Consider the following 16,514-nt stretch of genomic DNA (forward strand, 5'->3'; position numbering starts at 1 on the left):
ACGGAGAAGCACGGATGCAGTCTCACGATCTGGCGCGCAAGGCGATCTGGTCCGCGATCTATCTGCTGTTCATTCTCGCGCCGCTGTTCGCATTGCTCACCGGCACCTTGCCGCCCGCACGCAATTTCGGCACCGAGTTCTCGGTCGCGCTCGGCTATTCCGGCCTTGCAATGATGGGGCTGCAATTCGGCCTCACCGCGCGATTTCGCCACGTCACCGAGCCGTGGGGCGAGGACGTGATCTACCACTTCCATCGACGCATCTCGCTGCTCGCAGTGAGCCTCGTCGTCGTGCATCCACTGATTCTGTTCGCGATCCGCTCCGATAAGGTCGCGATGCCCGATTCGCTGCTCGACGTGCCGTGGGGCGCGTGGTTCGCATTCCTGTCGATTGGATCGCTGATCTTGCTGGTGATTACCGCGCTGTGGCGCAAGCAGCTGCGGATTCCGTACGAGCTCTGGCATCTGTCGCATATCGTGCTCGCGCTGGCCGCGATCTTCGGCGGCGTGCTGCATATGATCGGCTGGGGCTTCTATCTGACCGACCCGCTCAAGCGCATGCTGTGGATCTGCATGACGCTGTTCTGGATCGCGCTGCTGCTTTACGTGCGCCTGTTCAAACCGCTGTTCATGCTCAGGCATCCATACCGGATTGCCGAAGTGCGCGCCGAACGCGGCGACACCACGACCCTCGTGATGCAGCCCGACGGCCATGCGGGCTTTCGCTTCACGCCCGGCCAATTCGGCTGGCTCACCGTATGGGGCAGTCCGTTCAGGATTACTGGGCATCCGTTCTCGTTTTCGTCGAGCGCGGATGCGGCCGATGGCCGCGTCGAAATGACGATCCGCAACCTCGGCGACTTCACCAGTAAGGTCAAAACGATCGAGGCCGGCCAGCGTGTTTATCTCGACGGCCCGTACGGCGCGTTCACGATCGGCCACCCGACCGACATGCACGTTCTGATCGCGGGCGGCATCGGCATTACGCCGATGATGAGCATGATCCGCACACTCGCCGATCGCGGCGACCAGCGCCCGCTGGTGCTGCTGTACGGCGGCAAGAGCTGGGATTCGTTGACGTTTCGCGAGGAACTCGAAGCACTGCAAACGCGCTTGCCGCTTAAGATCGTCTATGTGCTATCCGATCCGCCGCCAGGGTGGACCGGCGAGAGCGGGCGCATCGACGCGGGCATTTTGCGGCGTCATTTGCCGCCCGAATACGCGCATCACGAATATTTCATTTGCGGACCGGACCCGATGATGGATGCGATCGAATCCGCGCTGGCCGACCTGAAAGTGCCGCGTATCCGCTACCATTCCGAACGCTACAGCTTCGTCTAGCGTCTATTCTCATCAGGAGACCCGCGATGCGTCGACTACTGGCCAATCGACTCGTAGTGGCGACCGGCGTAATCGTCGTCGCGCTGTCGCTGCTATTTGCGTACTTGCGGGTCGATGCATTGCATTAGCTTTGCATGTGTCGTCAGGAGCGGGCATAGCAACCGCTGTAATACACTGGCTGCGAATCTGGCGCAGCCGCCATCCGGCATGTGTGTCCTCAAGCTCGAAGGTTGAATCGATATGTCCTATTTTGGAATTGGTCTGCACGTCCTTGTCGCAATCTATTTCGCAATCCATGCGGTGCGTACTAATCAGGGCATGTATTGGCTGTTCATTCTGTTTGTGTTTCCGTTACTGGGCAGCGTCGTGTATCTGTTCGCGGTCTATCTGCCGAGCCTGCGCCATTCGCGCGGCGCCCGCGCGGCCACTCAGGCCATTAGCCAGTTCGTCGATCCGAATCGCGCGCTGCGCGAAGCGCGCGCCGATTTCGATCGCGCACCGACCGTGCAGCATCGGCTGCGGCTCGGCGATGCGTTGCTCGCGGCCGGCAATCCGCGCGAAGCGCTCGAACAGTTCCAGGCCGCGGCCAATGGCCCGTTCGCGACCGATCCCGCGCTGCTGCTCGGTCTCGCGCGCTCGCAGTTCGCGATAGGCGACTACCCCGCCGCCAATACGACGCTGGAGAAGCTCTTCTCCGTCAATCCGCAGGAGCGTAATCAAGGCGAGCCCGCGCTGCTGTATGCGCGCACGCTCGCCGCGTTGAATGCGCCGGGCACACGCGCGGCGTTCGAGCAGGCACTGACCTGCGCGAACGACGTCGCGCCGCGCTGCCTGTTCGCCGACTGGCTCGCCGCGCAAGCGGACGCCGAGGACCGGCGCCACGCCGGCAGCCTGTATGCGGAGATCGTTCAGGATGCCAAACATTGGCCGCGTCATGCGCGCGAACATAATCGCGAGTGGTTGCAGCGCGCACAGGCCGCGTTGGCAAGCGGCGTGGGAAGATGAACAGCGATAGCGGGAGCGCTGCGATGAGACCAGCAACCAGATCCTTTGCCGCGGTACGGTTCGGCGCCGCTTCGGCCGCGATCGCGTTGACCTTGAGTACGGCGGTCTGCGCTGCAACCGTGGCCGGCACGTCCGCGCAGTTTGCGTGGCCCGGGTCGTTCGTGGTGCTAGGCGACGGCTATCCGCATGCGGGCGATGCATGCCGGCGGCTCGGTGAATCGGCCGCCACCGCGAACTATCTCGACCATATGGCGATGCTGGTCGGTTGCCCAGGACCTGCGAATAGCGCTGCCGCCCGGGCAATCCTCAAGCAGCGGCGCGCGCGTGTCGTCGGCGCAGCGGATGGCGTCACGCTCATTTCGATTTCGACCGAGGGGGGCGCCGCCGCGCAGCGGAATAAACTCGCGCCGCGCGATCAATCGCCGTTCACGTCGACCGGTACATTGCCCTGCGAACGCGGCGGCGGACAAACGAAGACGATGTGCAAATTCGGCATCGTGCGTCACGACGATCATTCGGCGACGCTGCTCGTCTACTGGCTCGATGGCACTACCCGCGCAATCTTGTTCGGCGCCAATGGCCGGGTAATTGGCACCGCTGCGAGCGCAAACGCGCAGCCGATGCCGGGCAATACGTTGACGCAGAAAAACGCCGGTGTGAATCTGATTTCGATCGGCAATGAACGCTATGCAGTCGAGGACAAGGTTCTTTCCGGTAATTGAAACGGCGACCGCGATTCAAGTACTTTCGGCGCGACTGGATTGGCAGATGTCGCGCCGCGCTTTTCCCTCTTTTTCTCCGCCCACCTGACTGCACGCGGCAGCCCCCTTTTCAATGCGCGGCGGCTTGCATTGCGAGCGCGAGCGGTAACCCGAGAGTCCGTCTTCCCTCCTCCCTCGCTTCACGCCCTCCCTTCCCCCCTCGCATTGGCCACTCCGACGCGCACGCTCATCCCGCATTCATAAATCCCACCATTAGTAATAATTTCTTTCACAGCGTGGAGCCTGTAATAGCCTTTTTTGCCACATATTCTCCAGCTTTCAATCTTATTATTACGGCACCAGGGATTACACCGAGCCGCCAAAATCGATATTGTTGATTAATATTATTACCTGCCAAACGTTTGGCAGCACGGCAGCCGGCCGGAACACCGCCGGCTAGCGGCCTCGCCGGCAGACACCTGTTCGACCCGCAAACGATTCTGCATCCCGATCGGCATAACCAAGCATTTCAACCCGCTCAGAGGTTCCATAGGAGGAGGTCACGATGTCCGGAAGAATTGGATTGATAGCTGCCTGTCTGGCGATGGCCGTCGGACTTGCAGCCTGCAATGGGGATAGCAGCGGCGTGTCCGCGGCGTCGGTCGCGAATGCCGCGAGTTCGAATTCGCCGTCGGCGAGTAGCGCATCGCAGTCGAATGCGAACGCCACGCCGGAGAACAACTCGGCCGATAAGAACACCGTCGCTCTACCCTGTGACGCCGCCGCGACGGCCAATACGCCATGCTCGGCCGCGCACAGCGTGACCCGCCTGCTGACCAGCCACTACAGCGGTCCGCTATTCCAGATCAAACGCGCGTCCGATCAGAAAACGATGGACGTCTATCCGTACACGCAGAGCACACTGAAAGGCGGCAATCGCTCGCTGATCGGCTCCGCCAATGTGGATAGCACGACGTCGTTCTGCAATAACACGACCTGCTCCGTCACCTACATCTACGACCAGATCGATCTGGTCGCGCCGCTAAAAGGCGGCGCATTCGGCAACGTGCCGGCGACGCTGACGCTCAATGCGGACGGCACGCAATCGCTGACGGTCCCGAACGGCAGCGCGGGCGCGTCGAAGACGACCACCGTGCCGGTGCTCAACGGCTTCGCGACGATCACGCTGCCCGGCACGTCCGGCACCTTGACCGTGCAACTGCTGCAGCCGCCGACCGCGTTGACCGCGCAGGCGCCGACCCAGCAACTGACGATCGGCAATGATCTGCCCGCGGTCGGCGGTACGCCGGCCCAACTGTCGTACGTGACGACCAACGGCGTGCAGATTCCGGCGCTCGGCACGCTGGCCGGCCAGGCGTATCGCAAGCGCTTCGGTACGGTCAATCAGTCGATCGGCGACACCGAAATCGCCGCGTACATGGTGGCCGGCGCGCACTACAGCCAGTCGTCGACCTGCTGCGGCACGTACGGCAACATGGAAAGCAGCGCGGACCCGGGCACTTATGCGCACGGCGAAGTGGAAGGCGAAATGTTCGGACTCGCGTTCTCGAACGGCAATGCAGCGGTGTTCGGCTATTGCGACGGCAATTCGAGTCAGGATCCGAAAGTCAAGGATCCGGTCTGCGCCGCCTCCAATACAAATTGGCCGGGCGTCGACGCGGAGGCCGGCGTGTATCTGTACGGTCCGCAGCAACCGGCGAACGAGAAGTTCGTCACGGTATTGTCGAAGTACTCGCCGGTCGGCCAGCAGAACATTTTCGTGGTCAAAGGCGGCTCCGCTTCGCAAGGCGTGCTGACCTCGCTCTATAACCAGGCACCGCCGGAAGCGTTGAACTTCTTCAACGACGCGGGGCATGCATTCAACGGTCAATGGCAGGGCGGTCTGTCGCTCGGCGAAGGCGGCGACGCGAGTGCCGCGCCGATCCAGTTCTTCGAAGGCGCGATCGTCACGAAGGCCACTTCCGACACGACCGACAATGCGATCCAGGCGAGCATCGCCAGCTTCTACGGACCGCCGAGCAACGCGGCGGCATCCACCTGCTATGCGAACAACCTGATCGATTCGCCGCTAAGCCTGGCGTCGCCGGATGCATGGCTGCAATCGAACGGGGGCACCGCGGTACCGGCCACCGATATTTCCGGCATCGAACGCGGCGCGGCCACGGTCACGAGCACCAATGGTTCCGCTGTGTCGAACATCCACGAAGTAATTCGCGTGCAGGGCGGTCAGACCTATACGTTCACCGACTACGTGCTGGCCACCACCAACGCGACGGTTTTCCCGGGCGGCTCGATCCAGACCGACGATCCGGGCAACACCGAATTCGGCTGGGTGCTGAACACCAACACCGGTGCGGTCGTGCGCGGCACCTGGGGCAACGGTCAGGCCACCTCGGTGAGCGCAGTGAAATCGGGCAACTGGTGGAAGGTGACGATGACGTTGACCGCGCCGGCCGGCTCGAAGAACGCGCAGGTCTTTATCGATCCGCCGACCTCGAGCAGCGCGGGTGCGCGCGCGCAGCAAGCCGCGTATCTGAGCGCGACGCACTACTGCCCGAGCCTGTCGATTCTGACCGCGTCGAACTAATTAGCGCGATGAACGGCGAGCCGCTATCGACGATTCGTTGACGCATTACACGTTTGAAGGCACACTCGGCGACCATGCAACCCCTCGCGTCCCACCCGACTGCGATACATCATCACGCGCATGCCCGCGTGGGACTGCCTGTGGGGGTTCGCATCCGCTAGCCAGACGTCATCGATAGCAACGTGCGCTACATGCCCCGCCGGTAACGACGGGGCTTTTTGTTTTTCCGATCCGATTCGCTGGTTCCGCTCATCGAAAGAAGGAATGCCGCCATGACTGAAGCAACCCTCAAAGCCGCTGCATCGAATACATTCGCCACCCCGGTCGATCTGTACCGCGTGCTTTCGCGCGTATGGGCCGGCGACACCGCGAGTCCGACGCACGCATGGTCGCCGTCCAATCCTGCGCAGAATCATTGCAGTCTCACGTCGCTGATCGTTCAGGACTACTTCGGCGGCGAAATTCTGACCACGCGCACGCCGGGCGGCACGCACTTCTACAACCTGATAGACGGCCGGCGCTGGGATCTGACGGTCAGCCAGTTCGCCGAACCGATCCCGTTCGACGATACGCCGTCGACGCGCGACGCGGCATTGGCGGATGGATCGCTGGAGAAGTATGAATTGCTGAAGTCAAGGTTGCAGGCAGCGCAATAACGGTTGCGTTATTCGATACATGGCCAAAGTCACACATCGGGCGAATACGGCTTTGGCCACGCTGTTCCCTATCAGCGAAGCGGCGGCGGCTGCTGTTTGCCCGGAATTCCCTGCCCGCGCAGCGAACATCCGGAGGTTTCCGTGACGAAGATCAGTGCGATCGCGCCGATCACACAGGCGGCCATCATGTAATAGGCGGGCACCAGCGCATTGCCGGTTCTTGCGACCAGCCATTCGTTCACCATCGGCGCGGTGCCGCCGAAAATCGATGTCGATACGTTATACGCAATCGCCATCCCCGCATAACGAACCTGAGTCGGGAACATCGCGGGGAACATGGCCGAGATGCTCGCGAGTTGCGGCACGTACAGAAGCCCGAGTACCGAGAAGCCGATCAGCGCGCCGGCTACGCCGAGCTTCATCAACATGAACATCGGAATCGCGGCGACGAATAGCCCGACCAGCGAAAACCACCACACGTTCTTGCGTCCGATGCGATCCGAGAATGTACCCGCGAGCGGCAGGAACACCATCATCGCGAGCATGCCGAGCAGCGGCACCAGCAACGACATGTTGTCGCTCATACCGAGCTGCTTCTGCATGAAGGTCGGCATATAGGCGAGCAGCACATAGTTGACCACGTTCAGCGCGACCACCAGACCGCCGAGCAGAACCAGCGGTCGCCAGTAGTCGGTCAACAGTTTTTTGAGCGTCACACAGCTGTGCTGTTCGTTGTGCTTCGTCTGTTCGAGTTCGCGAAACACGGGGGTATCTTCGAGTTTCGAGCGCAGATAAAAGCCGATCAGACCGAGTGGCGCCGCGATCAGAAACGGCAGACGCCAGCCCCAAGCATGCATCGCGGTATTGCCGAGTACGACCGAGCAACCGAGCATCAGCAACGCGCCGAGCGAAAAGCCCGCCAGCGTCGCGAACTCAAGAAAGCTGCCGCAGAAGCCGCGTCTTTTATCGGGCGCGTATTCGGCCATGAAAGTCGCGGCGCCGCCATATTCGCCACCGGTCGAAAAGCCCTGAATCATCCGCAGAATGACGAGCAACGCCGGCGCCCACCAGCCGATGCTCGCGTAAGTCGGCACGAGTCCGACCAGCAGCGTCGCAACCGACATCATGATGATCGTCAACGCGAGTACGTGCTTGCGACCCAGCCGGTCACCGAGCGGCCCCCAGAACAGACCGCCGAGCGGGCGCACCAGAAACGAAATCGCGAACGTCGCGAACGCGAATAAAGTCGCTTGCGCGGTGCTGCCGGGAAACAGCGCGGCCGAAATATAAGTGAGGCCGTACGCGTAGATCCCATAGTCGAACCACTCGACCGCGTTGCCGAGCGCCGACGCGGCAATCGCGCGTCGCAGCAGGCTGCGCGCCGGCGGCTGCGCGGCCTGTTCGCCGCTCCATGAATGTACGTAGTCCATCTCCATCTCTCCTCCGGAATGTCTGCTGTGCGACCCAGCAACGTCGCTCGAGTCCACGATACCCACGGCGCGCGGCCGCAACGATGTTCCAGGACGATGCGGTGATCGGGGTTTTCCATGAAGCGCGAAGCGAATGCGGTAATCCGTACTCGCACGTGAAGCGCGCGGCGAACGGGTTCGGGAAAAACACCCCGATTCGCGTGCCCGCGCATGGTCCATGCAGGGGTTCCGCCGCGGGCTAAACGTGTTCTAGCGCCTCAACCAACGAGCAACGGCAAGCTCATCAGGCGCCCTTGCCCCGCGCGAGGCGTGTTCTCATCGCACAGCCGCAAGCACATCCATGCAGTCGCGAGATTGCTGCTCACCACCGGTTTGCCGATCGCCGCTTCGATTCGCGCGATGATCGGCGCCGCGCGTACCGCGGTGCAGGAGATAAACAGCGCGTCGGACTCCGGGGCAATTGCTTCGCGCGCGAACGCGACGATATCGTCGTGCGAGAGCCGCGCCATTTCGCGGTCGTCGCTCAGACCGATGCACGAGAAGCGATCGATCGTGAAACCCTGCGCGGCAAAGTACTCGGCCATCGGCCGGCTGGTTTCGACCGTATAAGGCGTCAGCACACTGATGCGGCGCGCGCCGAGCGTATCGAGCGCGGTGACCGCGGCAGCGGTCGGCGTGACGACTCTGGCCGATGGTTTCGCCGCGTGAATCGCCTGTTCTATTTGCGCGTCGCCAATCATCACCGATGCCGACGTACACGAATACATCACCACGTCGAGCGTTTCGTCAGGCAGGATCAACGCGGCGCCCGCGGTCAGCGACGGCCGCATCGCCCGCAGGTTCTCGGCAGTCACCGGATTCGCATACGGCACGCGGTTCACGTAAACGGCGATCCGCTCGCTCGCAACCAGCGCGGCAAAGTCCGGCTCGGTGGTGTGGTCGGTCGCGAGAATCACGAGGCCGACACGTTTTTCGAAAGCGCGCTCGATCAATTGCGGCGTGCGTTGAAATTGCCGGATAGGAGTTGGCGTCATTAATGCCCCGGCGCAGGAAAGCGTTTTTCGAGTAGCCGCACGCAGGCCACCGCGATCAGGCTGATAAAAAGGAACAGCACGCCGACCAGCGTCATCGGCTCCAGATAGCGGTAATCCGTATTCGCGATGATCTTCGCCTGATTCATCAATTCGAGCACCGTGATCGCCGACAGCAGCGGCGTTTCCTTGAACATCGAAATCAGGTAGTTGGCGAGCGCGGGCAGCATCGGCGGGACGGCTTCAGGGATGATCACGTGCTGCCACGTTTGCGCGGGACTCAGATTGCACGCTTTCGCGGCCTCCCATTGCCCGCGCGGAATACTTTCGATCCCGGCGCGATAGACCTCGGCCGCATACGTCGCGTAATGCACGCCGATTGCCAGCACGCCGGCCGCGAGCGCCGGCATCCGGATGCCGATGTCGGGCAACACGTAAAACACGAAGTACAACTGCACCAGCAACGGCGTGCCGCGAATGAAGCTCGCGACCGCCGCGGTGCCGCGCGACACCGCGCGATTCGGCGCGAGCCGCAAAATTGCGATCGCCAGCCCGGCAATCGCCGCGAAGACCGCGCCGAGCAAGGTCGCCAGTACCGTGATCTTCAGCCCTTGCAGCAGGATCGGCACGATCTCGCGCACGAAGCTCCAGTCCCATTCCATGGCTCTATCTCCTGATCCGGTCGAGCCCGAAGCTCATCCGGTTTTCGAGCTTGCGCATGCCGAACGAAATCAGGCACGCCAGTGTGAAGTACAGCGCGAGAATCGTCGCGAATGGCAGCAGCGTATTGCCGGTTTGCGAGCGGACTACTTGCGCCTGAAAAGTCATGTCGCCGAGCGAGATCAGCGACACGACCGCCGTGCCCTTCAGCAATTCGATCGCGTTGTTGCCGAAGGTCGGCATCATCAGCGGCAACGCCTGCGGCAGGATCACGTGGCGCATCCGTTGGTATCGCGTCAGATTCAGCGCGATGCACGCGTTGCGCTGTTCGTGACCGATCGCGGCAACCGCGCCGCGCACCACTTCCGCGCCATACGCGCCGACGTTCAGGCCCAACGCGAGTACGCCGGCCTGCAGCGGCGTCAAAGAAATGCCGGCCATCGGCAACACGAAGTACGCCCAGAACAGCTGCACGAAGATCGACGTGCCGCGAAAGAACTCGATATACGACGTGGCAAGCGCACGCACCGCGAAAAAACGCGACAGGCGCCCGAGACCCGCGGCGAACGCCATGACGAGCGCCAGCACCGCGCCCATCAGCGTCAGCTCGACGGTCGTCTGCGCGCCCTTCAGAATCAGCAGCAAATAGCCGGACCAGTGGCTCATCGATGCACCTCGCGAAGAACAATGTATCGCTGGCCATGACGGTGCGTCGCACGCATGGCCTTCGCCCTCACACTCAGTTCTTCGCCGAGCAGAGCTTTTCGCGGCTATTCGACATCGCCGCTTTCGCTGAGAAGCCGTATGGTTCGACGATCTTCGCGAATTCGCCGGACTCCTTCATCTTCTTCAGCTCGACGTCGAACGCATCGCGCAACGCGGTATCCTGCTTGCGGAACGCGACGCCGTCGCACTGCACCGGCGTGTTCTGCACCGGCGCGATCGATTCCAGATTCGGGTCTTTCGCCTTTGACAGAAGATCGGTAATGGACAGCAACGGTAATGCGAATACGTCGATGCGGCCGTCCTGCAGCATCTTCAGACCGCTCTGTCCGTCCGGCACGATGACCACGCGATCGGTCGGAATATTCGCGGCGGTCGCGAGTTTCTGCTCGGTGGTGCCACCCTCCACGCCGATCACCGCTTTCGGGTCCTTGGCGATTTCCTCATAAGTCTTGATACTTTTCGTATTGCCCTTCTTGACCGCGAACGCTTCGACCGCGCACAGCACCGGCTGCGAATAGGCCACCGCCGCGCAGCGTTGCGGCGTCATGAAGAGCCCCGCCGCGATCGCATCATGACGCCCGGCCGCGAGGCCCGGGATCATCGCGCCGTATTCGGACACCGACGCGACGACGCCGTTGACGCCAAGCTTCTTGAACACCGCGCGCGCGACGTCCGGCGCGGCGCCCGTCACCTTGCCGTCGGCGCCGACCGCGGTGAACGGCGGCTCGTTGGCAATCGCGATTCGCGCGAAACCTTGCTGACGTAGCTGGGCGAGCTTGTCGTCGGCCGCATGAGCAACGCTCGCGAACGTCAGCAGCGACAGTCCTCCCGCAATCAGAATCCCCTTCAGCTTCATGATCTCTGGCTCCTAAGGCGTGGTGGTATGACGTAGTAGTGGGTGATGTGCAACGTCGGAATTGGAATGCGTCGGGCTCAGATCCGGTGCCCGGCGGCGAGAATCTTGCGCAGGAAGGTCTGGGTCCGCTCGTGGGTCGGATGCGTAAAGATGTCTTCGGGCTTGCCTTCTTCGACGATCCGGCCGCGATCGAAGAACAGCACACGGTCCGCGAAGTCGTGCGCGAAACCCATTTCGTGCGTGACCAGCAGCATCGTCATATCGGTTTCTCGCGCGAGCCGCTGCATCACGTTCAGTACTTCCTCGACGAGTTCCGGGTCCAGCGCGGAAGTCACCTCATCGAACAGCATGATCTTCGGCGCCAGTGCAAGCGCCCGCGCAATCGCGACGCGCTGCTTCTGGCCGCCCGACAGTTGCGCGGGACGGCTTTTCGCCTTGTCGGCCATTCCCACCATATCGAGCAATTCGAGCGCGCGTTTTTCGGCTGACTCGCGGCTCTCGCCCTTGGTCAGCATCGGCGCGAGCGTCACGTTCTCGAGCACGCTTTTGTGCGGGAACAGATTGAAGTGCTGGAACACCATGCCGATCTTCTCGCGCATCTTCTGCAGATGCCGCTCGTTCGCGGGCACCATCTTGTCGCCGCGCGGCATATGAAACAGTTGTTCGCCGTCCACCTCGATATGGCCGCCTTCGATCGTTTCGAGCGTCATCAGGATGCGCAGGATCGTCGTTTTGCCCGAGCCGGACGGGCCGATCAGTGCGAGCTTCTCGCCGGGCATCACATCGAGCGACAGTTCGTCGAGCACGGTCAGTGCGCCATAGCGCTTGGTAATTGCGTCGATCCGGATCAGCGGCTTCACGGCCGCCGCGTGCTCGCGCCGCTGCGAAACAGCGGCGGGTACGGCCGCTCGGTCAGACGAAAGACTTGTCGGGGCGAGGCCTGAAGCGCTCAGCAGATCGGTGACTCGCGCAGTGTTCATATCGATTCGATCCCGTTCGTCATGCGTGACTTCAGTGAATGGATTGCGGCGGCGCTGCGGGCACTGCCAGTGATGCGAACCAGAATAAGCAGCCATATTTGCGTTCCGGATTGCTCTAGAACAATTCTTTTTTCCGGCGTGGGCGCGAGCGTCAATGCGGGCAGCGCAACAACCACGACGTGCGGGCTATCCGCGCGACGAAGATTGAACTAGCACATTCGGCGCGCTTTTTTCGCGGCATTAGACTGCGCCGAGAAATACCCGTGGACGCCCTGCTTACGTGCAATGGGCGCCACTTCCCGCAACGACGTCACGCTCAGAGAGAGGGGAAGATGTCAGATACGACGCAACACGAATCGCGAATTGAGGCGCCCGTCGTGCGCCTGCCGTTCGAACGCGACGAATATGCTGCGCGCCTTCGCAAGACGCGCAAAGCCATGCAGGCGGCCGGCATCGAACTATTGATCGTGTCGGACCCGACGAATATGGCCTGGCTCACCGGCTACGACGGCTGGTCGTTCTACGTGCACCAGTGCGTGCTGCTCGCGCTCGACGGCGAGCCGGTCTGGTACGGGCGCGGCCAGGACGCGAATGGTGCGAAGCGCACCGTTTTCATGCAGCACGATCAGATCGTCGGTTATCCCGATCATTACGTGCAGTCCACCGCCCGGCATCCGATGGACTACCTCGCCCGCGAAGTGATCGCGGCGCGCGGCTGGGACAACGCGAAGATCGGCGTCGAAATGGACAACTACTATTTCAGCGCCGCCGCGTATCGCGCGCTGGTCGCGAATCTGCCGCGGGCGAAATGGCAGGACGCGACCGGCCTCGTGAACTGGCAGCGCGCGGTCAAATCGCCGCGCGAGATCGAGTACATGCGAGTAGCCGCGCGCATCGTCGAGAAGATGCACGCGCATATCGTCGAGCGCATCGAACCCGGCATGCGCAAGAACGATCTCGTCGCGCAGATCTACTCGGCAGGCATTACCGGCGTGGACGGTCATGGCGGCGACTATCCGGCGATCGTGCCGCTGCTGCCGACCGGCGCCGACGCGGCAGCACCGCATCTGACGTGGGACGACACGCCGTTTGCGAAAGACGCCGGCACGTTCTTCGAAATCGCCGGCTGCTTCAAGCGCTATCACTGCCCGCAGTCGCGCACGGTGTATCTCGGCAAGCCGCCGAAGCATTTCATCGAAGGCGAGCGCGCGGTGGTCGAAGGGATCGAGGCGGGGCTGACCGCCGCGAAACCGGGCAATACCTGCGAAGACATCGCCAATGCATTCTTTGCGGTGTTGCACAAATACGGCATAGAAAAGAACAGCCGCTGCGGCTATCCGATCGGCGCGAGCTATCCGCCGGACTGGGGCGAGCGCACGATGAGCCTGCGTCCCGGGGACAAGACCGTCCTCGAACCCGGCATGACGTTCCACTTCATGCCGGGACTGTGGCTCGACGATTGGGGACTCGAAATCACCGAAAGTATTCTGATTACCGATTCCGGCGTCGAGACCTTCTGTAGAACGCCTCGCAAACTGTTCGTCAAACCGTGATCCCGGCGGCGTCGCAACGGCGTGAAGCCTCGTTCGCGCGACGCCCTTTCGATTGAAGAGGAAACATGCTTCCGAAAACGATGAAGGCAGTCGTGCTGACCGCGCACGGCGGTCTCGACAAACTCGTCTATCGCGACGACGTACGGGTACCGGTCTGCGCGGCGGGCGAAGTACTGATCGAAGTCTCCGCGTGCGGGCTCAACAATACCGACGTGTGGGTCCGCCAGGGCGCGTACGGCACCGACGACGACCCGCAGGCGGTGTCGACATGGCGACGCGGCCGCTCGACGCTGACGTTTCCGCGTATTCAAGGCGCGGATATCGTGGGCCGGGTGGTCGCGGTGGGACGCGGTGTCAGCGATGCGCGGATCGGCGAGCGGGTGATCGTCGACGCATCGATCTATAACCGCGACGACGACAGCCTCGCCGATATCGACTATATCGGTCACGGTCGCGACGGTGGTTACGCCGAATATACGGCGGTGCCTTCGGAGAACGCGCCTCGTGTCGATTCCAGTTACTCCGATGCGGAACTTGCGACGTTCTGGTGTGCGTATCACACCGGCGAACAGATGATCGAGCGAGCCGGTGTTAAAGCGGGCGAGAGCGTCTTGATTACCGGTGCGTCAGGAGGCGTCGGGTCGGCGATCATCCAGTTGTGTCGCGCGCGCGGTGCGATTCCGTATGCGGTGGTCAGCAAGGGTAAGGAAGAAGCGGTGCTCGCACTTGGCGCGCAAGCCGTGATGCTGCGCGACAGCGGTGATTTCGTTGTGGAGGTCGAGCGGATGATGAACGGCAAGCCGGTCGACGTGGTGGCCGATCTGGTCGGTGGGGCGCTATTCGGCAAGCTGCTGAATGTACTGCGGCCGGAAGGGCGTTATACGACGGCCGGTGCGATTGCCGGGCCGGTCGTGCAACTCGATCTGCGCACGATGTATCTGAAGCAGTTGCAGTTGAACGGGTCGTCGCAAGGGACGCGTGGTGCGTTTAAGCGGGTGCTCGACTATATCGAGAGCGGTGCGATCAGGCCGGTTCTCGCTGCGACTTATCCGTTGTCGAAGTTTCGTGAGGCGCAGACGCGGTTTATGGAGAAGAGCTTTGTCGGCAATATTGTTGTGATTCCGGATCGGTTGTATGGTGGGGAAGAATTGCGGTAGGGGTTTTTTAAAGCGGTGCTTTGATGGAACTGATGCACTGCGCGCCTCGGAGTGCGCACAGTGCATCGGAGCTATTGCTTGAACGGCCTGATGGTGAAATGCTCGCCGTGTTCAGCGCAATCGTCGACCACGGCACGCCACCATGTGCCGGTAACGACGTCGTTGCGGCCGTTGATATCATCGGGCGTCGCCACAGTATTTTTTCCTAACCGGAAATCGGCTTGTGCTGTGATCAGGCCCGTCTCACGTCGCTCCTGATCGGCAAAGCCGCGCCATTGCAGTAAGCGTTTCTCCTCTACCCAATGCACCCAGATGTCCAGGCCGTCGTTTGGCCACGCGTAACCGATCACGCAGAAGTGATTGGTGCGTCGGTTCTTTTTCTCGAATGACAGCAACTTCCTGAGCGCGACTTCGGGAGGACCGTAGTACGGGTCTTTGTCGGGAACGGCGCGCTTGAGGGGCGTTGGGGTGAATTCTGGCGGGAAGCTGTCGGCCGCGTGGAGTGGGCTGGCGAGAATGAGCAAGCAGCCGCCGACAAGTCCGAAATATTTCATAGCTGGATTTCCTTCAGCGTGCGGCTAGTCGCGTGCTCGCTGTAGCGGGTCTTTCAGAAAAGAATTGGTGAGCGTATAAAAGTCCTGCCCGCCTCGACTCTCATACAAGACGAAGTTTGGTCCCGGCGACGCTCTACCGCTTGTTCGCCATGCATACAGGCCTGTCGGGCAAGGATCGCTCCCAAGCTTGTGACCTTTCGCGACGTCAATAGCATTTTGAACATATTTTCGATACGTTTCGAAGTTCTTGTCACTTGAGTCGTTCGCGATCTTCAATACATCGTCTAGGACGATTTTTTGCCCCGGTTCGATAGATGGATAACGCGCGAACCCTTTTACCTGATTAGGGGCTTTGATCAAATCAGTGAGCGTTGTCGATGATTTCGGCGCACCGAAATGCGCAGGACCGAGTCGCAGGCGATTCAACAGCACCCAACGCATCCACTGCATACTCGTTAAGGCTTGATCAACAGAAGAGAAATTGCGCTGACCAGGCGTTATATTTTCCACAATCAACATACTTGCCAAGATATTGCTTTCTGTACCGGCAAGCGAGAGTTCAAGGCGCGGCTCAATCGTCAGTTCTATATCAGCCGTCGCTTTGTGAGTGGGTCGAGTAGCCAAATAGGCGGACAATGTAGCGTGCTCCCTCGCACGAACGACGGACTGAGTATCGAGCCTTAGTGTTTGCTCTCGATTGTGCGGGTTCGCACTTATCACGGCGATCTTCACGGAGGTAGTCGAAGCTTTAAAAACGACATGCTTTCTGTCAACGCCCAAGCCCAATACCTTGAAATGGAACGAATTGCCTGCAACGAGTGTAAGGTGTCGTGGTAAAGGAGTCCGATTCATCCGTTCGATTATCGGTGTAGTCATGATAGTTTTTGTCCGGTTCTTCATGCGTTCATAGGAGTTTGCGTCGGATGCCTATCTCGAATCATGCATCGGGGTCGCCTTCACTGAAGTCCACCGCATCCCGAGACGAACAAGCCGGGCTATCCGATTGGATCCTGAACCATCACACAACGCAACGTTAAATGACTTATTTTTTAGAATGTTTGGAACATGAAGTGCGAACATTTACTCCATCTCCTTGTGACACGCAGAATCCTCACAAATACGATACAGGCCGCGACAAAATTGATCTTGGTTACAGATGGTTAACTAAATCTTCTCAAAATTAGTTATCCCATTATTGTGAACCTCGCATCCTAAAAACAAAATTCAACTTCTTTCTAATCTATTAATGACCCAGCC

At 60.9% G+C, this 16,514-nt stretch carries 15 protein-coding genes; 7 read left to right on the forward strand and 8 right to left on the reverse strand.

Going from position 1 to position 16,514, the window contains the following annotated elements; genetic code table 11:
* Nucleotides 1–14 precede the first annotated feature (14 nt).
* The 5 genes from LJ656_RS13075 (at nt 15) to LJ656_RS13095 (ending at nt 6,310) form a co-directional block, all read left to right on the forward strand.
* On the forward strand, nt 15–1,340 hold the full coding sequence (locus tag LJ656_RS13075) for a ferredoxin reductase family protein (RefSeq protein ID WP_230509833.1): 1,326 nt from the start codon (nt 15–17) through the stop codon (nt 1,338–1,340).
* A 240-nt stretch (nt 1,341–1,580) separates the two neighbouring features.
* Entirely contained in the window at nt 1,581–2,345 is a 765-nt protein-coding gene (locus LJ656_RS13080) for a tetratricopeptide repeat protein (protein ID WP_230509834.1), read from the forward strand.
* 23 nt (nt 2,346–2,368) lie between these two features.
* Nucleotides 2,369–3,067 carry a hypothetical protein gene (locus LJ656_RS13085; RefSeq protein WP_230509835.1) on the forward strand — a complete coding sequence of 233 codons (699 nt, stop codon included), beginning with the start codon at nt 2,369–2,371 and terminating at the stop codon, nt 3,065–3,067.
* A 544-nt stretch (nt 3,068–3,611) separates the two neighbouring features.
* On the forward strand, nt 3,612–5,654 hold the full coding sequence (locus LJ656_RS13090) for an arabinofuranosidase catalytic domain-containing protein (protein ID WP_230509836.1): 2,043 nt from the start codon (nt 3,612–3,614) through the stop codon (nt 5,652–5,654).
* Between the two features lie 272 nt (nt 5,655–5,926).
* Entirely contained in the window at nt 5,927–6,310 is a 384-nt protein-coding gene (locus LJ656_RS13095) for a YunG family protein (protein ID WP_230509837.1), read from the forward strand.
* Between the two features lie 71 nt (nt 6,311–6,381).
* Here the strand turns inward: LJ656_RS13095 and LJ656_RS13100 are convergent, their stop codons facing one another.
* The 6 genes from LJ656_RS13100 to ehuA all read right to left on the reverse strand — a co-directional run bounded on the left by LJ656_RS13100 (nt 6,382) and on the right by ehuA (nt 11,993).
* Complete coding sequence (locus LJ656_RS13100; protein ID WP_230509838.1) at nt 6,382–7,740, reverse strand: MFS transporter; 1,359 nt, start codon at nt 7,738–7,740, stop codon at nt 6,382–6,384.
* Nucleotides 7,741–7,997: 257 nt separating this feature from the next.
* Nucleotides 7,998–8,774, reverse strand: coding sequence for an ectoine utilization protein EutA (gene eutA, locus LJ656_RS13105; RefSeq protein WP_230509839.1), 777 nt, complete (start codon nt 8,772–8,774; stop codon nt 7,998–8,000).
* Nucleotides 8,774–9,433 (reverse strand): ectoine/hydroxyectoine ABC transporter permease subunit EhuD, encoded by a 660-nt coding sequence (gene ehuD, locus LJ656_RS13110; protein WP_230509840.1) that lies wholly within the window; start codon nt 9,431–9,433, stop codon nt 8,774–8,776. The genes eutA and ehuD overlap by 1 nt, the downstream gene beginning before the upstream one ends.
* A gap of 4 nt (nt 9,434–9,437) precedes the next feature.
* Nucleotides 9,438–10,097 carry an ectoine/hydroxyectoine ABC transporter permease subunit EhuC gene (gene ehuC, locus LJ656_RS13115; RefSeq protein ID WP_230509841.1) on the reverse strand — a complete coding sequence of 220 codons (660 nt, stop codon included), beginning with the start codon at nt 10,095–10,097 and terminating at the stop codon, nt 9,438–9,440.
* Nucleotides 10,098–10,170: 73 nt separating this feature from the next.
* A complete protein-coding gene (gene ehuB, locus LJ656_RS13120) occupies nt 10,171–11,013 on the reverse strand; it encodes an ectoine/hydroxyectoine ABC transporter substrate-binding protein EhuB (protein WP_230509842.1) in 843 nt (280 codons plus the stop codon).
* Nucleotides 11,014–11,090: 77 nt separating this feature from the next.
* Entirely contained in the window at nt 11,091–11,993 is a 903-nt protein-coding gene (ehuA, locus tag LJ656_RS13125; protein WP_329958872.1) for an ectoine/hydroxyectoine ABC transporter ATP-binding protein EhuA, read from the reverse strand.
* A gap of 332 nt (nt 11,994–12,325) precedes the next feature.
* On the opposite strand from ehuA, the gene doeA reads away from it, so the two are divergent.
* A complete protein-coding gene (gene doeA, locus LJ656_RS13130) occupies nt 12,326–13,546 on the forward strand; it encodes an ectoine hydrolase DoeA (protein ID WP_230509843.1) in 1,221 nt (406 codons plus the stop codon).
* A gap of 65 nt (nt 13,547–13,611) precedes the next feature.
* Nucleotides 13,612–14,703, forward strand: a complete 1,092-nt coding sequence (locus LJ656_RS13135) for an alcohol dehydrogenase family protein (RefSeq protein WP_230509844.1) — start codon at nt 13,612–13,614, stop codon at nt 14,701–14,703.
* Nucleotides 14,704–14,774: 71 nt separating this feature from the next.
* Here the strand turns inward: LJ656_RS13135 and LJ656_RS13140 are convergent, their stop codons facing one another.
* Both LJ656_RS13140 and LJ656_RS13145 read right to left on the reverse strand, forming a co-directional pair.
* On the reverse strand, nt 14,775–15,257 hold the full coding sequence (locus LJ656_RS13140) for a hypothetical protein (protein ID WP_230509845.1): 483 nt from the start codon (nt 15,255–15,257) through the stop codon (nt 14,775–14,777).
* A 24-nt stretch (nt 15,258–15,281) separates the two neighbouring features.
* Complete coding sequence (locus LJ656_RS13145) at nt 15,282–16,133, reverse strand: hypothetical protein (protein WP_230509846.1); 852 nt, start codon at nt 16,131–16,133, stop codon at nt 15,282–15,284.
* Nucleotides 16,134–16,514: the final 381 nt, after the last annotated feature.

Source organism: Paraburkholderia sejongensis (assembly GCF_020880815.1).
Lineage (GTDB): Bacteria > Pseudomonadota > Gammaproteobacteria > Burkholderiales > Burkholderiaceae > Paraburkholderia > Paraburkholderia sejongensis.

Coding starts and splice junctions, on each gene's coding strand:
- LJ656_RS13085 (WP_230509835.1), top strand. CDS start 2,369: ATGAGACCAGCAACCAGATCCTTTGCCGCGGTACGGTTCGGCGCCGCT.
- ehuB (WP_230509842.1), bottom strand. CDS start 11,013: ATGAAGCTGAAGGGGATTCTGATTGCGGGAGGACTGTCGCTGCTGACG.
- doeA (WP_230509843.1), top strand. CDS start 12,326: ATGTCAGATACGACGCAACACGAATCGCGAATTGAGGCGCCCGTCGTG.
- LJ656_RS13145 (WP_230509846.1), bottom strand. CDS start 16,133: ATGACTACACCGATAATCGAACGGATGAATCGGACTCCTTTACCACGA.
- ehuA (WP_329958872.1), bottom strand. CDS start 11,993: ATGAACACTGCGCGAGTCACCGATCTGCTGAGCGCTTCAGGCCTCGCC.
- LJ656_RS13100 (WP_230509838.1), bottom strand. CDS start 7,740: ATGGACTACGTACATTCATGGAGCGGCGAACAGGCCGCGCAGCCGCCG.
- LJ656_RS13140 (WP_230509845.1), bottom strand. CDS start 15,257: ATGAAATATTTCGGACTTGTCGGCGGCTGCTTGCTCATTCTCGCCAGC.
- eutA (WP_230509839.1), bottom strand. CDS start 8,774: ATGACGCCAACTCCTATCCGGCAATTTCAACGCACGCCGCAATTGATC.
- LJ656_RS13095 (WP_230509837.1), top strand. CDS start 5,927: ATGACTGAAGCAACCCTCAAAGCCGCTGCATCGAATACATTCGCCACC.
- ehuD (WP_230509840.1), bottom strand. CDS start 9,433: ATGGAATGGGACTGGAGCTTCGTGCGCGAGATCGTGCCGATCCTGCTG.
- LJ656_RS13075 (WP_230509833.1), top strand. CDS start 15: ATGCAGTCTCACGATCTGGCGCGCAAGGCGATCTGGTCCGCGATCTAT.
- LJ656_RS13090 (WP_230509836.1), top strand. CDS start 3,612: ATGTCCGGAAGAATTGGATTGATAGCTGCCTGTCTGGCGATGGCCGTC.
- ehuC (WP_230509841.1), bottom strand. CDS start 10,097: ATGAGCCACTGGTCCGGCTATTTGCTGCTGATTCTGAAGGGCGCGCAG.
- LJ656_RS13135 (WP_230509844.1), top strand. CDS start 13,612: ATGCTTCCGAAAACGATGAAGGCAGTCGTGCTGACCGCGCACGGCGGT.
- LJ656_RS13080 (WP_230509834.1), top strand. CDS start 1,581: ATGTCCTATTTTGGAATTGGTCTGCACGTCCTTGTCGCAATCTATTTC.